The sequence below is a fragment of the Pseudomonas sp. NY8896 genome (assembly GCF_039634505.1).
The window spans coordinates 3037547-3061686 of the sequence record NZ_CP132350.1 but is presented as its reverse complement, the minus strand read 5'-3'; the positions used below and the strand labels follow the sequence as shown (position 1 = coordinate 3061686).

Here is a 24140-nt window from a genome sequence, read left to right as displayed (position 1 = left end):
AGGCCAGCCCATGAGCATCGAATTCTTCACCCGCCTGCCCCTGCATGGCGAAACCCAGTTCCTTCCCGGCGACCCGCGCAACCGCGGCGACTGGCATGCGGGCGGGCCCAGCACCGGTGCGGTGTCGGGGTTTGCCGTGGGTGATCACTTCACCTACATCGACTACCTCGGCCAAATCGCCCGCGCCGCTGAAATAAACGGTTTTGGCGGCGCGCTGATGGTCAATGCCCCCACCGGCGAAGAGCCGTGGACGGTGTGCTCGCTGCTGGCCCGTGAAACCCGCACGCTGAAATTCGTCACCGCCTTCCAGCCCTATCACTACACCCCATGGGTGGCCGTGCAGCAGGCCGCGACCTACCAACGCGCCACTGGCAATCGCCTGGTTTGGAACATCATCAATGGCGGTTCGGATGCCATCCAGCGCCAGGTCGGTGACTTCGAAGACCATGACCAGCGCTACGCCCGCGCCACCGAGTTCATGGACATGGTGCGCGGCTATTGGCACAACGAGCAGTTCCACTACCAAGGCACCTACTACCGCGCCGAGGGCGGTGGCCTGCGCGGCCCGCTGAAAAAAGCCGAGCTGCCGCTGATCTGCACGGCAGGTTCGTCGGTGGCAGCGCGCGAATTCGCGGCCAAGCACGCCGACTTCTACCTGATGCGCGCCGAGCACCCGGACGAGATTGCCGCGCTGATCGCCGATATCCGCGCCCGCGCGCTGAAGTGGGGCCGCACCGATATTCGCTTTGGCCTGTCCATCGACGTGATCGCTCGCGATACCGAAGAGGCGGCACTGGCCGAGGCCAAGCGCTTCTTCGACGAAGGCGTGGCCAAGGGCACGGTCAAGGCTCGCGCTGCCCATGCGGGCCTGCGCACGGCACGCAAACTGAGCTATGAGCACGACTACAACGACAAGGACGAGCAACAGGCCTTCGACGACTTCTTCATCCACCCCAATGTGTGGACCGGCTTCGGCTACATCGGCATCCCGCCCGGCTGCGCGCTGGTAGGCAGCTACGCCAACGTAGTGGCGCGCATCCGCGAGTACCACGGCATAGGCATCGATCTGTTCTTCCTGGCCGGCTACCCGCACCTGGAAGAAGCCTACCGCATCGGCGAGCACATCCTGCCGCACTTTCGTGACCAGCGCGCAGCCCTTGCCCGCCCTGTAGCCGAACCCGTGCAACTGCACGCCAGCAACGGAGCCTGACGCCATGGCCAGGGACGGTTACCCACTGAGCCGGCGCAGTTTCCTTGGCCACGCCGGCGTGCTGGCCGGCGGGTTGCTGGCCGGCTGCGGCCCCGCCGACGGCCCAATCCATGGCGTGGCCGACCAGCCACGCCATGGCGGGCGCCTGCGCCTGGGCATCATCGACGGCAACCAGAGCGGCAACCTCGACGCCCACAAGCCCATCGGCAGCGGCATCGTGCGTGGCTTTGCCCTGTACAGCAAGCTGTGGGAATGGGACGAGCAGATGCAGCCGCGCCTGGCCCTGGCCGAGTTCGCCGAGCCCAATGCCGATGCCAGCAGCTGGACCTTGCGCCTGAAGCCGGGGCTGGAGTTCCACCACGGCAAGACCATCGACGCCGACGACCTGATCTTCTCCATCCGCCGCCTCACCGACCCGCAGCTGGCCTCGCCCTACGCGGCGCTGCTGCACTGGGTGGACCGCGACAACCTGGTCAAGCTGGACGACCGTACCGTGCGCCTGGGCTTTCGCGAAGGGCGCAGCTACCTGCCGCTGCCGGAGACCTGGGTCAACTTCGGCGGCATCGTGCCGGTGGACTACCACCCAGTCACCAACCCGGTCGGCGCCGGGCCTTACAAACTGAAAAGCTTCACCCCAGGTCAGCGCTCACTGTTCACCCGCTTCGACAACTACTACAAACCCGGCAAGCCTTATGCCGATGAACTGGAGATCATCGACTTCAAGGACCAGACCGGCCGCCTGGCGGCATTGCGGGCCGGGCAGATCGACATGGCCAACGTCATGTCCACCGAACACCTGCAGGTGCTGCAAGCCGACCCACGGCTGCGCCTGCTGAAGTCGGTGAGCGGCAACTGGCTGTCGTTCGACATGAACACCGCCAAGGCGCCGTTCGACGACCCGCGCGTGCGCGAGGCATTCCGCCTGCTGGCCGACCGTGACGAGCTGGTGCGCCGTGCGCTCAATGGCCAAGGCCGGGTGGCCAACGACCTGTATGCACCGTTCGACCCCACCTTCGACCACAGCATCGGCCCACGCCCTCATGACCCGCAGCGCGCAGCCCAGTTGCTGCGCGAAGCCGGCCATGAACAGTTGCAGGTGGAGTTGGTGACCACGCCAGGGCCGGGGCTGGCTTCGGCCCTGGTGCTGGCCGAGCAGGCCCGGCGTATCGGTGTGACCCTCAATGTGCGCCAGGTCGACCTGGCCACCTTCCAAGGGCCGCAGCGCGATGACTGGACCTTGAGTACCGGTGGCAGCATCGGTGCGCCGTTCCTGGCCAGCGCGATTCACACCGATGCGCCATTCGCCGTGGCCAACAAGACCCACTTCAACGACCCCGAATTCAGTCAGGCCTTTCTCGCCGCCATGGCCCAGCCAGACCTGGAGAAGCGCAAGAACCTGGTGCACCAGGCGCAACGCATTCAATACGAACGCGGCGGCATGTTGATCTGGGGCTTTGCCGACCTGCTCGACAGTGTCAGCACCCGCGTGGGTGGCGCGCAGGCAGAGCAGTCGCTGTTCAGTACCTGGCGGTTCGAGAGCCTGTGGCTGAAAACCTGACCCTGTTACTACGCGGTCTGCCTTTTGTAGGAGCGGCCTTGTGTCGCGATAGGGCCGCAAGGCGGCCCCAGGATTTCAGCGTCGATACATAGATTGCCGGGGCCGCTTTGCGGCCCTATCGCGACACAAGGCCGCTCCTACAGGGACCGCGTGTACCCAATACCAACCGCAGGCGCGGCTGCGCCCTCGTTTCTCCCACATTCCTACTCTTGAACGAGGCCCAGCCAATGCCCCGCGTTACCTTGCTGCACCCAAAATTCCAGCCTAGCGCCCTGGCGCTGGCCATCCTGGCCACCAGCACACCCATGGCCTTCGCCGAAGACACCCAACTGCAAACCGTCACCGTGCAGGCCGAACAAACCGACGACGACGCCCTGCCCACCCGTCCGCCCGCTTCGATCTATGGCGGCCTGGAAGCCAAGGTGCTGGACACCCCGCGCTCAGTCACCCAGATCAACGCCGAACAACTGGCCAACGACCCGATCCGCAGCTCCGACGACCTGGTCAAATACGCCCCCGGCATCACCCGCGGCGGTGGCCAGAACGCCGGTATCGCCCCGCAGATGCGCGGGCAGAACACCGAGGTGTTCCAGGACGGCCAGCGCGCCTACGGTGTACGTCACCCGGCCAATTTCAACGCCTACGAAGGCGCCGACATCGTCGCCGGCCCATCGTCGGTCACCTACGGCTCGGTCAGCGGCAGTGGCGGCTACGTCAATTACCTGAGCAAGAAGCCCGATTTCAACCGCTTTCGTACCAAGCTCAGCGGTGAGATCGGCAGCTGGATCCCCGATGGCGAGTCCCGCGATGCCACCAAGTTCAGCATCGACAACACCGGCCCGCTGAGCGACAACCTGGCCTACCGGGTAAGCATTACCCGCCAGCGTCAGGAAGACTTCTACGACAACGTCGAGAACAACTTCGACGCTTTCTACGGCGCCCTCGCCTGGCGCAATGACAACCTGCGGGTGGACTGGAACGCCGCCTACGACGACTACTACGACTACAACATCACCCACGGCTGGAACCGCGCCAGCCAGGGCCTGGTCGACCACGGCAAGTACTACGCCGGCCGCGCCACGCCGATCATTCAGAATGGCAATACCTTGTGGTCGCCGGTGCTGTCCTCTGGCGCCGCCGATGCCCAAGTCCTCGGTTGGGTACAACGCCAGCGCAATGCCCAGGGCCAGTACGCGGTGGTCAACGGCAGTTTCCAGGGCGCCTCGCCCAACACCCAGGCCAACCCCGGCAGCCTGCGTGGTTGGGTCTACGACCCCTCGCTTGCAGGTAACGGCCTGACTTCGCTGTCATCGCAGACCGGCCAGCGCGCGCAAGACGAAAACCGCTCGCGGCGCTTCACCACGCAACTGCGCGTCGAAGGCGACCTGACCTCGTCGATCACCCTGGCCAACAGCACCTTCTACCAACACTCCACCGACACCACCGACGCCGTGGGCGCGTTCCAGGTGCAGGGCAAGGACGACATCTTCGACAACCGCTTCGAGTTCCGCGCGCGCGGCCAGTGGCAGTTGGGCGACCTGACCCTGATCGACGACAGCAACACCGGGCTTATCTACCGCCGCGAGCGCAACGAGTCAATCGCCGCCAACAACAGCTTCGGCAGTACCATCAACGCCTATGACCTGACCCTCGACCCGACCTTGAAGAACCCCGGCGACCTGCTCGGCCTGAGCGGCCGCAACCCAGCTGGCGGCAACGCTGCCTGGATCGGCCAACCCGGTGTGCCGCAATTCTCCAGCTATTACGGCTGGCTCAACCTGCCCGCCATGTACCCGGCAGGGCACGGCCTGTATGCCGAATCGGTAGCGCCGTACACCGCAGACAGCACCTGGACCACCAAGACCCTGTTCAGCCAGCACAACCTGCGCCTGGGCGAGCGTGTAGGCCTGAACGTCGGCGCCAGCCGCAGCTGGATAGACGCACGCATCGAAAACCCATTCGTGCTGCCCGGCGGCAACCCGCGCAAGGACGCGAACAACTACCGGTTGTTTTCGGTGCAGGTCAGCCCCTATTTCAAACCCACGGACAACAGCACACTGTATTACACCTTCGATCGCTCGCTGGCGGTGAACACCGGCTTCTTCACCAACGGCCTGGGCTGGGGCAGTGGCAGCGGGGCCAACCAGCTCAACCCGCTGGCCTTCGAGAGCCTGAGCGTGTTGCATGAGGTGGGCTTGAAGGTGGAGGCAGTGCCCGACCAGCTGTTTCTGACCCTGGCGGCCTACCGGCAAGCCCGCGACCAGTCGCCGGACAGCAACAACAATATTGCCCGGCTGATCGTCAAAGGCTGGGAAGCAACCCTGCGCTACCAGGACCAGCACCTGCGCGGCGGCCTCAACCTCAGCCGCATCAGTGCCTACAACGAGTTCACCAGCCAAGCGGGGTTTGCCTCGGCGGGGTTCATCCCCGACAACGGCACCGTATTCGGCGACAACAACAGCCTCAACCAGCGCCCGTCCGGCAAGTTCGATGCCGTGCAGATCCCCGAATACAACGCCGGCGGCTATGTCGACTACCGCTTCGATTCGGGGTTTGGCGTCGAGCTTTCCGGCTGGTGGACCAGCAGTTGGTACCTGAACCTGAGCAAGACGGTGAAAGTGCCGGACGAATACAACCTCGACCTTGCCGTGTACTACCGCCAGCCCCAGTGGGGCGTAACGGTGCGCATGCTCAACGTCACCGACGAGCTGAATTTCGTCAGTGGCCTGGCAGGTTCCACCAACACTTTCCTGCAACCGATGCCGGGCCGCACGCTGCTGGCCCAGGTCGATTACCAGTTCTGATCACCCTCAACCTGAAAGGCCTCAGCCATGTCCATTGAATTCGTCGGCATGATCTTCCCCCGCCAGTGGTCCGAGACCCGTGGCGTGCGCACAGCGGACTTCGACCTGCCGTTCATTCGTCACCACGCCCGCGCCCATGAGCATGCCGGGTTCGACCGGGTGCTGATCGCCAGCGGCCCAGGCAGCGCCGACAGCCTGCAGATTGCCGCCTATGCGGCCGCGCACACCGAACGCCTGGGTTTCATGATCGCCCACCGCCCGGCCCTGACAGCGCCAACGGTGGCCGCACGGGCATTCGCCACCCTCGACCATACCACCGGCGGCGGGCGCATCCGCCTGCACGCAATTACCGGTATTACCGCCGAGCCGCAAGAAGGTGACACCCTGCTGGACAAGACCGAGCGCTACCGGCGTGCCGACGAGTACCTCGAGATTGTCCGCCGCACCTGGACCGCCGAGGAACCGTTCGACTTCGAGGGCCGCTACTTCAACATCAAAGGTGCTTTTTCACCGGTCAAACCGTTGCAGCAGCCGCATATCCCGATTTCCTTCGGTGGCTCGTCCGATATCGCCTACCAGATCGCCGTCAAGCATGCGGATTTGTATGCCCTGTGGGGTGAGCCGCTGAGCGGTGTTGCCGAGCAGATCGGCAAACTCAAGGCGGCCGCGGCCGCCGCAGGCGTAGCCGCACCCAGGGTTAGTCTGTCGGTGCGGCTGATTTTGGCTGCCACCGAAGAACAGGCCTGGCAGCGCGCCGAACAGATCCTCGCGCAGATCAAAGCCAACCCGCAGTTTGCGGCAGACAGCCCGTGGCAGAAGCGCATCAAAGGCACCGGTTCCGAGCGCCTGCTCGCTGCCGCCGCCCGCGCCGACCGGCATGATCGGGCGTTGTGGATGCCGACGGCGACCGCAGTGGGTGCCTATGGCGATACCACTGCGCTGGTGGGCACGCCGGAAACGGTGGCCCAGGCGTTGCTCGATTATGTCGACCTAGGGGTGACCACTTTTCTCAACCGCGGTTATGACCCGCTGTATGACACGGTGGATTACGGGCGCTGGGTGATTCCGGCGGTGCGCGAGGAAGTGCGGCGGCGGCAGGCGCGGTTTGTGGGGTGAGGATGGGGTGTATGGGTTGGGGTTGCGTGTTGGTTTCTGGGTTCATGGCTTGGGGTATGCAGCACCTGTGAGATCGAGCGCCGCCCGCGCGGCGCTCGATCTCACAGGCACCAAACACCCCAAGCCATGAACCTAGAAGCCAACACGCAACCGAGGCGAATGCTCCACCAGCGTCCGGGTATACGCATCAACCGGCCTCCCAAGCACCTGCTCGGCACTCCCCTGCTCCACCACCCGCCCCTGTCGCAACACCAGCACCCGGTCGGCAATCGCCCGCACCACCCCAAGGTCATGGGTGACGAACAACAAGGTCAGCCCCTCCCCCTGCAAACGCTGTAGCAAGGCCAGAATCGACGCCTGCACCGACACATCCAGCGCCGAGGTAATCTCGTCACAAACCAGCAGCCTTGGCTCGCAGATCAACGCTCGGGCAATCGCCACACGTTGCCGTTCACCACCAGACAAGCTATGCGGGTACAAATCCGCCACCCGAGCCGGCAACGACACCCGTTCCAGCACCGCCTCGACCCGACGCCGCGCCTCACCACCACGCACACCGAAAAAGTGCGCCAACGGCGCGCTGAGCGTTTGCCCGACCGTCTGCCTTGGGTTCAAGGCCCGATAAGGGTTCTGGAACACATACTGAATCTGGTGACGCAAACGGGCATCACGCTCGCGTGCGGCAAACGCCAAAGGCTCGCCGGCGTAACGCATTTGCCCCTGAACGTTCTCGCCCAGCCCGGCAATGGCCCTGGCCAGGCTGGTCTTGCCCGAACCCGATTCGCCCACCAGCGCCAGGCACTCCCCTTGCCCCACACGCAATGAAACATCGAACAGCACCTGGCGATCGTAAGCGACATCCAGCTCCCGAACCTCTAGCAACACGGCTTCGTTCGGCACCGATTCAACCTCGACAGCCGCCCCCGCAAGGGGCAGCGGTTCTTGGTGCGGCACCAGGCAGGCGACCTGATGCTTGCCCTCGAGCGTCAGCAACGACGGTTCGATCACCGAACACTCGGCCCGATGCCGGTCGCAGCGCGGCGCAAACGCACAGCCATGCGGGCGCTGCCCGGGTGCCGGCGCATGCCCGGCAATCGCCTGCAGCGGCTGACGCCGGGCAACGTCGGGGATAGCCGCGAGCAAGGCACGGGTGTAAGGGTGCGCAGGGTTGCAGAACAGCGCCTCGCGCCCGGCCACCTCCACCAGCCGCCCGGCGTACATCACCATGACCCGGTCCACCAGCTCACGCACCACGGCCAGGTCGTGGGTGACGTAAAGCGCCGCCACACCGTGTTCACGGCACAGGCGCTTGAGGGTCTGCAACACATGGGCCTGGGTGGTGACGTCCAGTGCGGTAGTAGGCTCGTCGAGCACGATCAACCGGGGCCGCAGGACGAACGCCAGCGCCAGCATCACCCGCTGTTGCTGCCCGCCAGACAGTTGGTGCGGGAAGCGCCGCAGGAAGGCGTCGTCATCGGGCAGGCCCACCTCCACCAGGGTTTCGCCGATGCGCTGACGCACAGCGTCGCGCGACAGCTTGGGCTGGTGCGCCAGCAGCGTTTCACGCAGCAAGGCCCCCAGGCGCAACGCCGGGTTCAGCGCCGTGGCTGGGTCCTGGGCCACGTAGCCGACCAGCCCGCCACGGGCCAGGCGCAAGGCTTCGCCTTCGAGTGCCAGCACCGACTGCCCTGCCACCACCACCTGCCCGCCAACAATGCGCGCGCCCTGCCGGGCGTGCTGCAACAATGCCGTGGCCAAGGTGGTCTTGCCTGAGCCGGACTCGCCGACCAGGCCGACAATCTCCCCTGCCGCCAGGCTGAAGGAAACCTCGGCCAACACCTCGACCTGCCCAGCCAGTTCCACCCGCAGCTCGCTGACTTGCAACACGTCGCTGTCGACCTTCAAAGGCGCATTCATGACTGTTTCTCCCCGACCCGTGCGCTGACCCGGCCAATGCCCTCGGCGAGGATATTGGTGCCATAGGCAAACACGCCGATCAGTAACGCCGGAGCCAGCACGGCCCACGGCTGCACCAGCAAGCCGGCCTGGTTTTCATTGATCATCAGCCCCCAGTCGGCAGCAGGCGGTGCCACCCCGTAGCCCAGAAAACTCAAGCCCGACAGCATGCCCACCGCCCAGGTCAGCATGTTGCCGAAGTGCACCAGCAGGGGCGTAAGAATATTCGGCAGGATTTCCTGAAAGAGGATGCGCCAACGCGGGTAACCCATCATCTGCGCAGCCTCGACAAACTCCTGCCCGGCTACCGCCACCGCGCTGCCGCGCGCCAGGCGGATGACGCCTGGGGTGAAGGCAATGGCTACGGTCAACACGATCAGCCACGGCGCCCTGCCGAGCATGGACACGATCAGCAGCACCAGGATCAGGTCGGGAAACGCCAGCGACACATCCGCCGCCCAACTGATCGCCTGGTCCAGGCGCCGGCGCGAGAACCCGGCCAGCAAGCCCAGGCTGCCACCGACCAGCAATGCCAAGGTGGCTGCGGCAACCGACATCCACAGTACCGATAACCCGCCACTGAGCAGCCTCGATAACAGGTCATGGCCAAGAAAATCATGCCCCAGCGGCGCTCCGGCGGCCGGCGGGCCGTACACCGGCCCCACCATCGCCGTGGGAGCATGCGGCGCCAGCCAGGGGCCGAACGCGGCCAACAGCGCCACCAACAAGGTGATCACGGCGCCACGCCGTACCTGCGGGTCGGCCAGCCAACGGGATTCAGTCATGGGTCGCCTCCTGGGCAGGGGTGCTGCGCGCGCGTCGCCACCACGGGCGGATACCGCGGCGGATACGGCGGATCATCCGCACCCGGCGCGCGGTACGCAGCTTGGGGGTAAGCAATACGGTCAACAGATCAGCCAGCAGGTTGATCAGCACCACCGCCAGGGTGATGACCAGCACCACGCCCTGGATCATCGGCAGGTCGCGCATCTGGATCGCTGCGTTCAACGCCGTACCTATACCTGGGTAACTGAAGATCACCTCTGCCAGCAGGGCGCCGCCGACCAGCGTGCGCAGGGTCAGCGCCACGCCCTGGATCGCCGGGGTCAGGGCATTGGGCAACGTGTGCCGCCAGACGATGCGCCGCTCGGGGATGCCGCGCAGACGGGCGGCGATCACGTACTCGGACTCCAGCGCCTCGATCATCGAGGCACGCACCATGCGCGTCAGGTACGGCAGTGCCGACAAGCTCAGGGCCACTACCGGCAGCACCAACGATTGCCATTGCCGCCACAACGGCAACTGCGGGTCAAGGATCGACACCGCCGGCAGCCAGCCCATGCCCGGCATGGAAAACACCAGCACCAGGCCGATGGCCAGCAAAAAGCCCGGCGTGGCCTTGAGCAGAATCAACGCCGACAACCCCCAGCGGTCCAGCCGGCTATCGCGGCGCAGGGCCAGGCTCACGCCCAGCAGCAGCGCCATCGGCACCACCAGCGCCAGCACCCCGGCCAACAAGGCCAGGGTATGGCCCAACCGGCCAAACAGCAGCTGCGCCACGGGTACCTGGGAGTCCAGCGAAATGCCCAGATCGCCGCCCAATGCGGCGCCCAGCCAGCGCAGGTATTGCACCAGGATCGGCTGGTCGAGGCCCAGTTGGCGTTGCAGGGTGAGGATACTGTCCAGCGGCGCATCCGGGCCAAGAATCACCCGCGCCGGGTCCGAGGGCAGCGCCTGGGTGGCGACGAACACCACCAGGGTGATCACCCACGCGGTGAGCAGGCCATAGCCCAGTCGGCCGATGAACCAGGCCAGCCATGCCGGTGTGCGGGGCGTGTGTCGTGTATCAGGCATTGGGGTTCAACCAGAGTTCGTCAAAACGCCAGGAGGCGAAGGTGGTCTGTTCCGGGGTGAGCCCGCCCACCTTGGCCGACGCGGCATCGAGCACGTCGGAAAAGCCCCAGACCAGCAACCCACCACGTTCGTGCTGGATGGTTTGGGCTTCATGCACCAAGGCCTTGCGCAATGCCAAGTCAGGCTGGGCCAGGGCTTGCTGGAACAGGTCGGTAAAGCGCGGGTCGTGGAAATTGCTGCGGTTGTAGATGGCCTGCGGTGCATCGTTGTGCAACGCCGAGGCGAGAAAGCCGCGCGCCGGAGTCGAGCCCGGCGACAGCTGCCATTGCTCACGCTGCGGGCCATTGAAGACGGACCCATCCACCTGATTGACCTTCACCTGCACCCCGGCTTTCAAAGCCTGCTGAGCGAACACCAGCGCGGCGTTGACACCGGCCCCCGGCGTGGTTGTCAGTTCGACACGCAAATCGCTCTGCCCGGCCTGACGCAGCAGCGAACGGGCCTGGTCCAGGTCGTAGGGGCGCTGGGCGATGGCATGGTTGAAGGTGGGGTCATGGGGCGAATACAGGTCATTGGCCACCCGCCCAAAACCATTCAGGCCACGCGCCACCAGCTCCTGGCGGTCGGCCAGCAGGCGGAACGCCTGGCGCACCCGCACATCCTGAAACGGCGCCTTGGCCATGTTCAGGTTGAAGCCGGTGAACGAGGTGGTCGGCGAGGCATACAGCCGCAGCCGTGGGTCGGCCTTGAGCAACGCACTGTGCTCGGCCTGCACACCACTGGCCACGTCGATCTGCCCGGCACGCAGCGCTGCGGCCCGCGAGACCTGGTCCTTGAATTCGATGATTTCCAGCTCATCCGCATAGGGACGGTTGGGCTTGTAGTAGTTTTCGAAGCGGGTGTAGAGCGAGCGCTGGCCGGGGATGAAGCTTTTCAGCCGGTACGGGCCGGCACCGACCGGGTTGGTCACCGGGTGGTAGTCAGTGGGCACGATGCCGCCGAAGCTGATCAAGGTTTCGTCCAGGGGGTAGAAGCTTTGCCCCTGCTTGAAGCGAATTTCGAGGGTGCGCGCGTCCAGCTTGCGCAAGGCCTGCCGATCGATGGCGCCGACCAGCCCGGCAAATGGCGAGGCCAGTTGCGGGTCGGTCAGGCGCAGGATCGAGAACAGCATGTCATCGGCGGTGATACTTTTGCCGTGGTGAAATTCCAGCCCAGGCTTCAGCCGGATGGTCCAGGCACTGGCATCGGCGTTCGGCTCGGCGAACTCGGCCAGTGCCAGGCGCGTGCTGACATCGGCATTCCATTCCCAGCACTTGGCGTACAACGCCCAGCCACGGATGATGCCGCCACCCACCGGTTTGTGCGCATCGAGGTTACCGGCCTGGTCACCGTCGATAATGCCCACCCGCAGTCGCCCGCCACGCACCGGCGTGCCCGTCGGCACCGCGCTGGCGGTTGCTGGCGCGCCGCTGTCGCAGCCGCTGAGCAACCCGCCGCCAAGCAGCAGGCTGCCACCAACAGCCAGGCTGTTGCCGAGAAACACCCGGCGCGAAAACAGCTCGCTCATCACCCTCTCCTTACGCCGTTTGTGCCACGGGCGGCTTGCCGGCCGCAGCCAGGCGCGGCACCTCGAAGCCATGGTCCAGGTCCAGCAGCGGGAACAGCAGGTCAGCCACCCGGTGCGCTTCATCGATCAGCGGGAAACCCGAGAGGATGAATGCCGACGTGCCCTGGGCCTCGTACTCACGAATGCGCTCGGCGACCTGCTCGGCGCTGCCAACCAGGTAGGTGCCGGCGGCCGGGCCGAGGATGTTGAAGCCAAACAGGCTGGGGCCTAGCCAGACATTGGGGTAGATCTCCAGTTCGCGGGCCGTGGGCAGGCGCCCGGCGCGGATGCTGTCGAGGTTGCGCTGAATGCGCGGGTCGTCGCTGACGTAGCTGTCGAAGGTTTGCCCCGGCGGCAGCTGGCGCTCGATGGCAGCACGCGCGGTGGCCAGCGAGGTGCGCTGCAACAGGCGCTCGGCGTGGGCCCAGGCTTCTTCTTCGGTCTCGCGCACGATCACCTGCAGGCGGGTGCCGTAGGTCAGCTCACGGCCGATCTTCGCCGCCTCGGCCGCCACCCGGCGAAACTTGTCGCCGAGCTTTTGCGGGGTGTCGGCGAAGCTCAGGTAGACATCGAGCAGTTGCACCGAATGGGCCACGCCCGGCGCCGACGTACCAGCGCCCCACAGCGGGATGCCAGGCGTTTGCTTCGGTGGGTGCCAGCCGCCCAGCGGGTGATCGGCGGCGGCTGGCGAACGGGGTGAAAGCTTGACGTAACGGCCGTCGTAACCCGCGGTGTCTCCGGCGTAGAAACGTTGGAAGGCGCGCCAATACTCCAGACTGAAGTCGTAGCGCTCATCGTGCGGATAATGCACGCCCAAGGTGGCCAGGCCAGCGTCGTTGCCGTTGACCACGTTGAACAGCAGACGGCCGTTGGAAAACTGGTCGAAGGTGAGTGCCCATTTGGCCAACACTGCTGGCGACAGCTCGCCGGGGTGCTGGGCGACCAGGAAGCGCAGGCGATGGGTGGCGTCGATCAGCGCTGCCGACACAGCCAGGCTTTCGTTGGGGCTGGAGCCGAGCAGCGAGCCATAGTAGCCCAGGCGGTCAGCGGCGATGGCCAACTGCTTGAGGTGCTCGAAATCGGTGTGCCAGCGGCCTTCGGGCTCCCAGGGATAGGGGCCGTCGGGGGTGGTGAGGTACCAGAGGATCTTTACTGCCATGGGGTGAGTCCTTGTTTCAGGTAAGAGCGGCCTTGTGTCGCGACAGGGGCGCGCAGCGCCCCCAGCGATCTGCTCAGCTACGTCGATCGATGCCAGGCACCAAGCCCAGCTCGGTAGCGCGCTCATACAACCCGCTCATCTTCCACTGCTGGGTCAGCACCCCCGGCCCATAAGGCCGCGACCCACCCAAGGCGTCCGCCAACAGCTGAATCTGCGCGCCCTCCTCCAGCAACAGGATGAACTCCGCCGTGGCCCGCAACCCCTGCTTGCCCCACACCGTGGCGCCGCCGTTGGCTTCCAGGATCGCCAGGTTGAACGGGTTCTCGGCGATCTTGTCGAGAATGAAGTCCACCTCGGCCTGGCGCCGGTCGATGTACACCGGCAGCTCGCGGGCCAGTTGGTAGCGCTGCACCGGCACATAGTGGAACGGCAAGGTACGGTGGGTCTGGGCCCAGGCGCCGAGGTACGGGCTGTGCACGTGTGACACGGTGGTGATGTCGGCGTGGGTCTGGAACAGCTTGGTGTAACGGCCCAGGCCACCTTTGCCCTTGCCGACGATGACGTTGCCGGAAAAGTCGGTCACCGTGGCCTGCAGTGGCTTGTGGTGGTTCCACGGGCCGCCGTAGTTGACCGCTACCAGCAGTTCTTCACCGGGCACCCGCTCGATAAAGCCGACCGTGCCATTGGCTGTGATGGTGTTGGTTTCGCGAAAGACGCTGAAGGCCGCTTGCGCTTCGGCCACCACCTGGTCGATGAAGGTTTGCAGTTCGGCAGTGATGGGGCGTTCGTTGATCAGTACGGTCATGTTCAATCTCCGGTCAGGTCAGGCGCGGCGCTGGGCCAGCAGTTCATGGGCAGCTTGCAGGGGCCGCGGGTCGACCCAGTCGGCGATGGCGAAGTCGGCTTCGAGGAAGCCGTGCAGGTAGAGGAAATCTTTTTGTGTGCCAAGGAAGGCCAGGCGCTGCTCGGACAGGTCTGGCGCCAGGGTGGTGTGGAAATCGCCACGGTAGGCGTCAGCCACGCCTTGGCTGCCAGCGCGGGTTTCTTCTTCGAGGATGCGATTGAGCGCGGCACGGTTGCCGGCTGCCCATTCGGCAGCACGCAAGGTCTGAGCAAGGAAGCGCACCACCAGGTCAAAATGGTTGTCGAGCAGGCGCTGGTGCACGGTGATCGGGCGCGGTGTACCGTTGTTGATGCGGTGGCGTGGGTCGGGCAGCAGGTCGAGGTCGACGCCGACCACCAGGCCCAACCGGCGTGCCGCATCAGCCGCTGCCGCGCCCTTCACGTACACCGCATCGACGTCACCGCGCGCCAGGTACTCCAGCCCCGACCACAGCCGTTGCAGGCCCAACTGCGGGGTGGCGGCGTCGGCCTGGTCAAGCAGAGCCACTTCCACCAACTGCACGTCATCCAGGTGCAGGCCAGCCGAAGCCAGGGCGCCTTTGTAGCCGTGCAGGCTCATGGCCCGAGCGATGCTGCCGGGGCGGCTGTCGCCCCAGGCCGGCAGGGCCAGGCGTTTGCCGCGCAGGTCGGCGGCGCTGCGAATACCGGAGTCTGGGCGGACCAGAATGGTTTGCCATTCCTCGATCCAGGTCAGGCCGATCAGCCGGCTGGGCGAGCCTGCAGCGCGCGCCGCCAACGCCGGTACGTTGCCGCCTTCGCGCAGCAGCCCAGGCAGCTGGTGATCGTAATGGTGATGGCCCAGCTGGCGGGCCTCCTGCAAGGTCGAGACCGGCAGGCCGTCGGGGGCGAACTCTTGTTCCAGCCAGCCGAGCTTGTAGGCGATGCCAGAGGCGGTAGGCACGGGGCAGCGGGTGAACCAGATGCGCTCCAGGGCGGACGGGTCGTCCGCCAGGCGTTTTGCGGTGGGGGTTGCGAGGGTCATGGGGAGGCTCCTTGGGCGTCGTGCAAGCACCATTGCAGTGTGCGTGCCAACCGCTAGAAGCCTTGATTTACGTGGGGTTGGCTGTTGTGACAGGGCGCATGGTGCTGGATTGGGAGCAAGATTGCGGGTGGGGTGCTGCCAGATCAGCAAGGCGGCTGCTGCTGGGGCAGCAAAAAGTTGTAGAGACCGCGCAGGATGGGGCTTGAAGAGGGGGTGGCAAAGATATTGCTCAAGGGCTTGGGACCGCGCCAAGGCGCACTGGCCCCTTCAGACCTACCCGAGACCTCTTCATGAGCGCCATAGAACCCTCCCCCGCCCGCCGCCTCACCAGCGAAGCTCAAGCCATCGAAGCCGCCCGCCAGGTTGCTGCACAAATCGCCGAGCTGGCCGCCGACCCGCGCAACAACGGCCAGCTCCCCCACCGCCAAGCCGAGCTGTTATCCAGCAGCGGCCTGACCGCCATCGCCGTGCCGGCCGAATTCGGCGGCCTGGGTGCCTCGGTGCAGACCGTGGTCGAAACCGTGCGCCTGGTTTCCACCGCCGACGGCGGCGTCGGCCAACTGCTGCAGATTCACAACGTGATGCTGCGCGGCATCTTCACCGGCTACCCGGATGAAGTACGCGACCGGCTGATTGCCGACGTGCTGGCTGGCAAGCGCTTCGGCAATGCCCTGGCCGAAATCGGCGGCAAGAACAAGTTCGCCCTCAAGACCCGCGTCGAGCGCCGCGCCGACGGCCAGTGGGTACTCAACGGCAGCAAGTTCTACTCCACCGGCTCCTACCTGGCCGAGTGGATCTCGCTGACTGCCGCCAGCGAAGACGGCGGCGTCGGTGTGCTGCTGCACCGCGACACCCCCGGCTTGACCCTGGTCGATGACTGGCAGGCCTTCGGGCAGCAAAACTCGGTGAGCGGCACGGTGAAGTTCGACGATATCGTGCTCGACGAACGCTACCTGACCCGCCGCAGCGGGCCGATGAAACGCACCGGTCTGACCTTCCCGCAGATCCTCCACGCGGCCATCGACACCGGCATCGCCGCAGGCGCATTGCAGGCGGCGGTCGAGTACCTGCGCGAACATGCCCGCGCCTGGGTGGAAAGCGGCGTCGAGCGCGCCAGTGACGAGCCGCATGTGATTCGCCAGGTCGGCGAGTATGCCGTGGCGCTACGCGGCGCCGAGTCGGTGCTGCGCGAAGCGGCGCGGGTGTTCGACGAACACGAGCGCGATCCGCAGAACAAGGCGTTGCAGGATGAGCTGATCTTGTCGGTGGCTACCGCCCGTGCGCATTCCGATGCGGCGTCGCTGAAAATTTCCAGCGACCTGTTCTCGCTGCTGGGGGCCAGCGCTTCGCTCAGCAAGTGGAACCTCGACCGCTTCTGGCGCAATGCCCGGGTGCACACCACCCACGACCCGATCCGCTGGCGCCTGCACAACGTCGGCAACTACTACCTGAACGGGGCGGATCCCGGGGAGTACACGGCTGTGCTCAATGCCAAGGAGAACCAGGGCGCTACACGCCGCTGAAATGGGGTTTGGGCGGGGGGCGCTTTGCGCCCCTATCGCGACACAAGGCCGCTCCTACAAGGGGCGGCGTCGCATTCTGATCGAGCATTTACATGAACCACCCTCTTCTTCGGGCCTTGGCCATCTATCGCGAAATGCCTTGGCGCTTCGCCTTGGTCACAGCCTTGTACATTGCCGGCAACCTCGGCTTGGCCTGGCAACAGTGGCTGATCGGCCACGCGGTCGACGATGTCAGCAGCGGCCGCGCCGTACAGCGCCTGGCCGATGGCAGCCTGGACGCCAGCATAGCCTGGCACTGGCTGTGGCTGCTGCTGGCCATTGCCCTGGGGCGCGGCCTGTTGCAATACGCCGCCGCCGTGTTGTCACTGGTACTCAGCCAAGCCCTGCTCACGCGCCTGCGTGAGCGCATCCTCAGCCAGGTGCAGTACCTGCACCTGGGCTACCACTGGCGCCACGGCATGGGTGAACTGGTTACCCGCACCACCCGCGATGCCGACAAGGTGCGCGACGCGCTGATCACCTTCTGGCGGCAGATCATCGAAACGCCGCTGGTGGTGATCGCCGCCGTTGGCCTGTTGAGCTGGTACGACCCGCTGTTGGGCCTGGTGCCCTTGTTGCTGACCGGTGCCGGGCTGTGGCTGTTCGTGGTACAGACCGACCGCCTGGTCACCCTCGACCGTGCCGTGGGCGCCGCCTACGACCAAGTCAGCCAGGACCTGGCCGAAGGCATTGGTGGGGTGCGGGTAATCAAGGCCTTCGGCCTGGAAAAGCAGCGCATCGCCCGTTTTGCCAGCCAGGTCGAGGTGTTCACCGGCCATGCTCGCACCGCCCTCGCCTACGCCAGCTCGCGCATTCCGCTGCCGCAGGCGGTGGTGGCGCTGGGGCATGTGTGGATCCTGGTCTATGGTGCCCAGCGCGTGGCAGCCGGCGCGCTGGGCATCGGCGAGCTGGTCACCTCGCTGCTGGTGGCGACCACGCTGGTGTTCCGTATCGAAGGCATTGGCCGGGTGATGCAGACGTTTGCCGATGCCCGCGCCAGCGCCGAACGCATCTGGCAGTTGCTGGACGAGCGCCCGGCCATCATTGGCGGCCATGCCGCCCTGCCCGCCGGGCCGTTGGGGCTGAAGCTCAACCAGGTACACGTCAGTGCTGCAGAAGCGGGCCGGCACATCCTGCACGACTGCTCGCTGACCCTGCGACCCGGCGAAGTGGTGGCGCTGGTCGGCGCCACCGGCACCGGCAAAAGCCTGCTGGCCAGCCTGCTGCCACGCCTGGCCGATGTGCAAAGCGGTAGCGTGCAGGTCGGTAGTGACAGTACCGGTTGGCATGACCTGCGCGACCTCGACCTGGCCGACCTGCGCCGCCGCGTGCAGGTACTGCCGCAGGAGAGCTTTCTGTTCTCTGACAGCCTGGCCGCCAACTTGCGCATGGCCGCACCGCAGGCCAGCGACGCGCAGTTGCGTGAAGCCTTGCGCCTGGCCGCCGCCGAGGATGTGCTGGAGCGCCTGCCACACGGCCTGGACACCCCGCTGGGCGACCGTGGCGTGACCCTGTCCGGCGGCCAGCGCCAACGCCTGTGCCTGGCCCGCGCGCTGCTTGGGGCACCCGATATCCTCTGCCTGGACGACGCCACCAGCGCCTTGGATGCACTGGGCGAACGCCAGGTACTGCACAACATCCGCCGCCTGCACAGCACAAGTGGCCAAGGCCCGACCTTGCTGCTGATCACCAGCCGCCTGTCCACCCTGCTGCTGGCCGACCGCGTGCTGATGCTGGAAAACGGCCGCATCGGTGCCTCCGGTAGCCATGCCGAACTGAGCACGCACAACGCCCATTACCGCGAACTGCTGGGGATCGACCATGACTGATGTGCAGCACACCCCTGCCAGCGATATCGACACCGAGCAACGCCTGGCCCGGCAGGCGCTGGACCGTGGCATGTTCCACCGCCTGCTGCCGCTGCTACGGCCTGTTCGCGGGCAGATCCTGGCAGTGATCGGCATCGAACTGCTGCTGGTGTTCACCGTGTTCCTGCGCCCGTGGTTCGTGCGCGAACTGCTGGACAATGGCCTGGTGCCCAGCGCCGACCACTGGCTGCTGGATGAGCGCCTGGTGCTGTGGCTGGGCCTGGGGCTGGCGGCGAGCTGGCTGGGGCGTTTTCTGCTGGCCGGGGTGTCGCAGTTCGTTGCCGGACGCGCTGCCATCGGCGTGCTGAACGCGCTGCGGGTGAAGGTGTTTGCCCATGTGCAGGCGCTGTCGGTGAGCTATTTCGACCAGACCCGCGCCGGGCGCATCATTTCCCGCGCCGACCGTGACGTGGATGCGCTGGAGCCGCTGCTGGTGCAAGGCCCACCGGAGCTGCTGGGTGCCTTGCTGCGCTGCGGCCTGGCGGCGGTGATGCTGTGGCGCATCGAGCCCAGTTTCTTCTACAGCCTGGCCGCCACAGTGCCGCTGCTGGCCGTGGCCACCTGGCGTTTCAAGCGCGTGTCGCAACGCAACTGGGCCAAGGTGGCCGAACAACGCAGCCGCTTCACCGCGCACCTGGTAGAAAGCGTCAGCGGGGTGCGGCTGATCCAGCAGTGCGGGCAAGAGCAGCGCAACCAGGCGCGTTACCGGCGCCTGCTGGAGGACTTCAACCAAGCGCTGATTCGCGGCAGCCTGCGCGCCGGCTGGTTCGCCCCGTTCACCGCATTGCTGAGCACCACCGGCATGGCGGTACTGCTGCTGGTCGGCGCCCATGGCCTGGCCGAGGGCAAGGTGAGTGTGGGCCAGGTGGCCGAAAGCCTGTTCTACGTGTTCCTGTTCCTTGGGCCATTGCAGGAGCTGTCGGACCTGTTCGAGCGCTATGCCACCGGCAGTGCCTCGGCCCAGCGCATCTTCCTGCTGCTCGACACCCGCCCGCAGGTGCTCGACCCACCGGTACCGCAGGCGCTGGCCCGTGCGCGCGGCCAGGTGGACTTCGACAGCGTCGGTTTTGCTTACGCACCCAACAGCCCCCGGCCTGTGATCGATGGGCTCGACCTGCATATCCGCGCCGGCGAGGTGCTGGCCATCGTCGGCCCCTCCGGGCATGGCAAGAGCACGCTGGTGCAGCTGCTGACGCGCTTCTACGAAGTGCAGCAAGGCGCCATCAGGCTCGATGGCATCGACCTGCGCGCACTGGCCCAGCACGATCTGCGGCGCAACGTGGGCGTGGTGTTGCAGGACAACGTGCTGTTCAGTGGCAGCATCCTCGACAACCTGCGCCTGGCCGCGCCCGACGCCGACGACGCGCAGTTGGTGGCCGCCGCCCGCGAGCTGGGTGCCGACGAAGTGCTGGAACGCCTGCCGCAGCGCTACCACACCGAAGTCGGCCCACTGGGCGCGCACCTGAGCCATGGCCAGCGGCAGTTGGTGTGCCTGGTGCGGGCGTACTTGGCCGACCCGGCGGTGCTGGTGCTCGACGAAGCCACCTCGGCGGTGGACGTGCACACCGAGCGGCGTATCCAGCGCGCCCTGCGCCGACTGTGCCAAGGGCGTACCGCAATCATCATCGCCCATCGCCTGGCGACCATCCGCGATGCCGACCGGATTGCCGTGGTGAAGCATGGGCGGGTGGTGGAGCAAGGGGCGCATGCCGATCTGATCGGGCGTAGCGGTGCTTATGCAGCGCTGTACGAAGCCTATCTGCGCAGCGCCGGGGAGGTTGCAACCGAAGCTGCGCATTAACGCTATCCCTGTAGGAGCGGCCTTGTGTCGCGATGGGCCGCAAAGCGGCCCCGGCAATCTTCGCGGCAAAGCTGGAGATCTGGGGCCGCTGCGCGCCCCATCGCGACACAAGGCCGCTCCTACAGGTTGATTTGCACTCGTGCTGCTACCCCAGCATCCATTGCTGGCGCACTGCTGCCACAGCAGCACCCCTCTCCCCGCTAGCGCCTCAATCCCCCGCCCCACAGGCCATGCGCCACGCATGGCACAGCCGTTGCACCACCCTCTCCATCCGCACACTCTCCCCCTTCAGGAGCCCCCATGACCACCGAATTCTTCTGGCGCCTGCCCTTGGGCACCGACGGCCCGCAGCTGTCCACCGACCGCCACAACCGTGGCAACCCTGTACACCGCCCCGGCAACATCGCCCCCGGTCGCCTGCCCGATGGCCAGGCCGACGGCTTTACCTACATCGACTACATCGCCCAGGTGGCCAAGGCCGCCGAGCTGGCCGGCTTCGAGGGGGCGCTGCTGCCCACCGGCCCGGAGCCGTGGATTGCCGCCGCCGCGCTGGCCCGCGAAACCCGCCGTATCCGCTTTTTGATCGCCTTTCAGGCCACCTGGACCCTGCCCGCCTATGCCGCCCAGCAGGCGGCCATTCTGCAAAACCTCAGCGGAGGGCGGCTGGACTGGAACATCATCACCGGCGGCAACCCGGCCAGCCAACGCGCCAATGGCGACTTCCTCGAACACGACCTGCGCTACAAGCGCACGGGCGAATTTCTCGACGTGATCCAAGGCCTGTGGACGCAAGACTCGTTCTCCTACGATGGCGACATCTACCGCCTGGAAAACGGCAGCCTGCCGCCAGGCCTGCAACACGAACGCAAACCAGGCGTGTACTTCTCCGGCTTTTCCGATGCCGCGTTGAACGTGGCCGCGCGCCATGCCGACGTGTACCTGAACTGGGCTGAACCGATCGACAAGCTCAAGCCGCATATCGAACGGGTACGCGAGCTGGCCGACAAACAGGGTCGCACGGTGCGCTTCGGCCTGCGCGTCGACCTGTTCGCCCGCGAAACCGAAGAGCAGGCCTGGCGCGAGCTGCGCCAGCAGTTCGAGCGCCTGGAAGGCAAGGCCAGCAGCACGGCGAAAAACTTCATCACCGGCTCCGACTCGGTCGGCGGCGCGCGCCAGGCCGCGTATCACCAGGGCTTGCAGGGTTTCGACGAACTAATCCTGGCACGCAACCTGTGGGCCGGCTTCGCCAAGGCCAAGCCTGGCCCAACCGTGGGCCTGGTGGGCAGCCACCAGAACATCGCCGAGCGCCTGGCCGAATACCGCGATGCCGGTTTCAGCACCTTCATCCTCGCCGCCAACCCGCACCTGGAAGAAGCCCTGCGCATCGGCCAGGAAGTGCTGCCGCTGGTGCAACAGGCCACCCCTACCCTTTTGCAGGCCAGCGCCTGACCCCGACCGGAGCCCGAACATGAGCCAACCCCTCGATACCTTGTGGTACACCCGTTGTCCGGTGCCCACGGGCCTTGGCATTGCCGTGCAGCAAGGCTGGCTGCAGGAGGACCTGGCCAGCCTTGGCACCCAGGTGCAGTCGCTGCGCGAAGCCGAGCAGCAGGCCGTGCGTGAATCGCACTTTGACCACAGCCTGCTGAACTCGGTACGTCATGGCGGCAGCATCCCGGCCATCTGGGCCCGCGCCCAGGGCCGCGATACCCGCGTGATCGGCCTGTCGTGGGCCGATGAGGCGCAGTTGATCCTGACCCGACCAGACAGCGGCATCCACACCGTCAAAGACCTCAAGGGCAGGCGCTTCGGCCTGCCCGACTGGGCTGCGGCGCAAATCGACTTCACCCGTGCCCAGGCCCTGCGCGGCCTGGAAAACGCCTTGAAACTCGAAGGGCTGCAAGTGGGCGACGTAGCGTTGGTCAACTACCGCTACGACGGCACCTTCAGCGACCGCCCAGTGCGCAACGTGGCCGGCACTCCGGTATCCAGCACCCAGAGCGAAGGCCGTAACCTGGAGCTGGCCGGCCTGCTGCGCGGCGAGGTGGACGCGATCTTCCTCAAAGGTGCCAGCGCCGTGCAACTGGCCCACGCCTTTGCCCTGCGCACGGTGATCGACACCGGCAGCCACCCCGACCCGCTGATCCGCAGCAACAATGGCACACCGCGCACCCTGGCGGTGGACAGCCACCTGCTGGCGCAGCACCCGCAGGTGGTGCACACGCTTCTTGGCTCGGTGCTGCGCGCCGAGCGCTGGGCCCATCAGCACCCGGATGAAACCCGCCGCTACCTGGCGCGGGAAACCAACAGCAGCGAGTACTGGGTGCAAGTGGCCTACGGCACTGACGCCCACCTGCGCCTGAGCACCCGCCTGGACGATCAGGCCATTACCGCCTTGCAGGACTTTGTCGAGTTCCTCGAACGCTGGCGCTTCATCCCGGCGCGCTTCGAGGTGCGCGACTGGATCGCCCAGCAACCACTGGACCAGCTGCTGGCCCCCACCTCCATGGAAAGGAAACCCGTTACCCCATGACCAAGCCCCTGGAAACCCTCTGGTACACCCACAGCCCGGTGCCCACCGGCCTCGGCATTGCCGTGCAGTCGGGGCGCCTGGCTGAGGCCTTTGCGCCGTTCGGCACCAACATCCAGTCGCTGCGCGAATCCAGCGAACGCGAGGTACGCGAGGCCCATTACGACCACCACCTGCAGAACTCGGTGCGCCACGGCGGCAACATCCCGGCGATCTGGGCCTACGCCAGCGGCGTCGATACCCGCGTGCTGGGGCTGTCGTGGAGTGATGAGGTGCAGCTGATCCTCACCACCGAAGAAAGCGGCGTACGCAGCATCCGCGACCTGAAAAACCGTCGCTTCGGCATACCCAAGTGGGCCAACGTGCAGATCGATTTCACCCGTGCCCAGGCCCTGCGCGGGCTGGAAAACGCCCTGAAGCTCGAAGGCCTGGCCGTGACCGATGTCGAATTGGTCGACTACCCCTACGGTGGCACCTACAGCGACGACGCCAAGCAGCACCTGTATGGCGCCGAAGTGAGCCTTGACACCAGCCGCTTCAGCCGCCGCAACAACGAGCTGATCGGCCTGCTACGGGGCGATATCGACGCCATCTTCCTCAAGGGCGCGCATGCCGTGCACCTGGCCCATGAGTTTGGGCTGCGCGTGGTGGTGGATACCGGCAGCCACCCCGACCCGCTGATCCGCAGCAACAACGGCACCCCGCGTACACTGACCGTGGACCGGCACTTGCTGGAGAACCATTTCGATGCCAGCCGCACGCTGGTCGACACGGTGCTGCGCACCGAGCAATGGGCCTGGGCCAACCCGGAGGAGACCCGGCGCTTTCTGGCGCGTGAGCTGAACACCAGCGAGTACTGGGTGGCGGCGGCCTATGGCGACGATGCGCATCGGCGCTTGCGCACAACGCTGGACAGCCGCTCGATCGGGGCGTTGCAGGACTTTACCGAGTTTCTGTTCAGGTGGGGGTTCATACCCCGGCGCTTCGATGTGCGGGAGTGGATTGATTTTCGCGTGCTGGAGAGTGTGATCGGTTCGACGTCGCGGTTGGCAGTTTGAGATTTTGGGGCCGCTAAGCGGCCCCGACAATCTGAGCCCCACCACTGCTGCCCCAGCAGCACTCGCCCAGCACCCCACTGCTGCCCAATCTGCAACACAGCCCAATAATTCAAATAAAATCTTTATACATCAATAACTTAACAACATGGCACAGTCCCTGCTCTAGCTCTCCC

At 65.9% G+C, this 24140-nt stretch carries 17 protein-coding genes; 10 read left to right on the top strand and 7 right to left on the bottom strand.

The features are described 5' to 3' along the window. The first annotated feature begins 10 nt into the window (after positions 1 to 10). The 4 genes from Q9451_RS13795 to Q9451_RS13780 all read left to right on the top strand — a co-directional run bounded on the left by Q9451_RS13795 (position 11) and on the right by Q9451_RS13780 (position 6688). Complete coding sequence (locus tag Q9451_RS13795) at positions 11 to 1210, top strand: LLM class flavin-dependent oxidoreductase (RefSeq protein ID WP_012272952.1); 1200 nt, start codon at positions 11 to 13, stop codon at positions 1208 to 1210. A 4-nt stretch (positions 1211 to 1214) separates the two neighbouring features. Beyond that, positions 1215 to 2768 (top strand): ABC transporter substrate-binding protein, encoded by a 1554-nt coding sequence (locus Q9451_RS13790; RefSeq protein WP_012272953.1) that lies wholly within the window; start codon positions 1215 to 1217, stop codon positions 2766 to 2768. A 227-nt stretch (positions 2769 to 2995) separates the two neighbouring features. Continuing rightward, positions 2996 to 5572, top strand: a complete 2577-nt coding sequence (locus Q9451_RS13785) for a TonB-dependent receptor plug domain-containing protein (RefSeq protein ID WP_012272954.1) — start codon at positions 2996 to 2998, stop codon at positions 5570 to 5572. Positions 5573 to 5599: 27 nt separating this feature from the next. Beyond that, on the top strand, positions 5600 to 6688 hold the full coding sequence (locus Q9451_RS13780) for an LLM class flavin-dependent oxidoreductase (protein WP_012272955.1): 1089 nt from the start codon (positions 5600 to 5602) through the stop codon (positions 6686 to 6688). A 132-nt stretch (positions 6689 to 6820) separates the two neighbouring features. Here Q9451_RS13780 and Q9451_RS13775 read toward each other — a convergent pair whose 3' ends face one another. The 7 genes from Q9451_RS13775 to Q9451_RS13745 all read right to left on the bottom strand — a co-directional run bounded on the left by Q9451_RS13775 (position 6821) and on the right by Q9451_RS13745 (position 15148). Then, positions 6821 to 8605, bottom strand: coding sequence for an ABC transporter ATP-binding protein (locus Q9451_RS13775; RefSeq protein ID WP_012272956.1), 1785 nt, complete (start codon positions 8603 to 8605; stop codon positions 6821 to 6823). After that, positions 8602 to 9429 (bottom strand): ABC transporter permease, encoded by an 828-nt coding sequence (locus Q9451_RS13770; RefSeq protein WP_012272957.1) that lies wholly within the window; start codon positions 9427 to 9429, stop codon positions 8602 to 8604. Before Q9451_RS13770 ends, Q9451_RS13775 begins: the two co-directional genes overlap by 4 nt. Continuing rightward, complete coding sequence (locus Q9451_RS13765; RefSeq protein WP_012272958.1) at positions 9422 to 10498, bottom strand: ABC transporter permease; 1077 nt, start codon at positions 10496 to 10498, stop codon at positions 9422 to 9424. Before Q9451_RS13765 ends, Q9451_RS13770 begins: the two co-directional genes overlap by 8 nt. Then, on the bottom strand, positions 10491 to 12065 hold the full coding sequence (locus tag Q9451_RS13760) for an ABC transporter substrate-binding protein (RefSeq protein WP_012272959.1): 1575 nt from the start codon (positions 12063 to 12065) through the stop codon (positions 10491 to 10493). The genes Q9451_RS13765 and Q9451_RS13760 overlap by 8 nt, the downstream gene beginning before the upstream one ends. Positions 12066 to 12075: 10 nt before the next feature. Continuing rightward, entirely contained in the window at positions 12076 to 13263 is a 1188-nt protein-coding gene (locus Q9451_RS13755) for an LLM class flavin-dependent oxidoreductase (RefSeq protein WP_012272960.1), read from the bottom strand. Positions 13264 to 13336: 73 nt separating this feature from the next. Next, positions 13337 to 14068, bottom strand: coding sequence for a class II aldolase/adducin family protein (locus Q9451_RS13750; protein WP_012272961.1), 732 nt, complete (start codon positions 14066 to 14068; stop codon positions 13337 to 13339). Positions 14069 to 14086: 18 nt separating this feature from the next. Next, positions 14087 to 15148, bottom strand: coding sequence for an ABC transporter substrate-binding protein (locus Q9451_RS13745; protein ID WP_012272962.1), 1062 nt, complete (start codon positions 15146 to 15148; stop codon positions 14087 to 14089). A gap of 290 nt (positions 15149 to 15438) precedes the next feature. Between Q9451_RS13745 and Q9451_RS13740 the strand changes: the two genes are divergently transcribed. From Q9451_RS13740 to Q9451_RS13715, 6 genes are all read left to right on the top strand, one after another. Beyond that, positions 15439 to 16671 (top strand): acyl-CoA dehydrogenase family protein, encoded by a 1233-nt coding sequence (locus Q9451_RS13740; protein ID WP_012272963.1) that lies wholly within the window; start codon positions 15439 to 15441, stop codon positions 16669 to 16671. Between the two features lie 92 nt (positions 16672 to 16763). Then, positions 16764 to 18539 (top strand): ABC transporter ATP-binding protein, encoded by a 1776-nt coding sequence (locus tag Q9451_RS13735; protein ID WP_012272964.1) that lies wholly within the window; start codon positions 16764 to 16766, stop codon positions 18537 to 18539. Next, on the top strand, positions 18532 to 20379 hold the full coding sequence (locus Q9451_RS13730; RefSeq protein ID WP_012272965.1) for an ABC transporter ATP-binding protein: 1848 nt from the start codon (positions 18532 to 18534) through the stop codon (positions 20377 to 20379). Before Q9451_RS13735 ends, Q9451_RS13730 begins: the two co-directional genes overlap by 8 nt. 300 nt (positions 20380 to 20679) lie before the next feature. Next, positions 20680 to 21828, top strand: a complete 1149-nt coding sequence (locus Q9451_RS13725; protein ID WP_012272966.1) for an LLM class flavin-dependent oxidoreductase — start codon at positions 20680 to 20682, stop codon at positions 21826 to 21828. A 19-nt stretch (positions 21829 to 21847) separates the two neighbouring features. Further along, positions 21848 to 22912, top strand: a complete 1065-nt coding sequence (locus tag Q9451_RS13720) for an ABC transporter substrate-binding protein (protein WP_012272967.1) — start codon at positions 21848 to 21850, stop codon at positions 22910 to 22912. Then, a complete protein-coding gene (locus Q9451_RS13715; RefSeq protein ID WP_012272968.1) occupies positions 22909 to 23967 on the top strand; it encodes an ABC transporter substrate-binding protein in 1059 nt (352 codons plus the stop codon). Before Q9451_RS13720 ends, Q9451_RS13715 begins: the two co-directional genes overlap by 4 nt. The last annotated feature ends 173 nt before the right edge of the window (positions 23968 to 24140 follow it).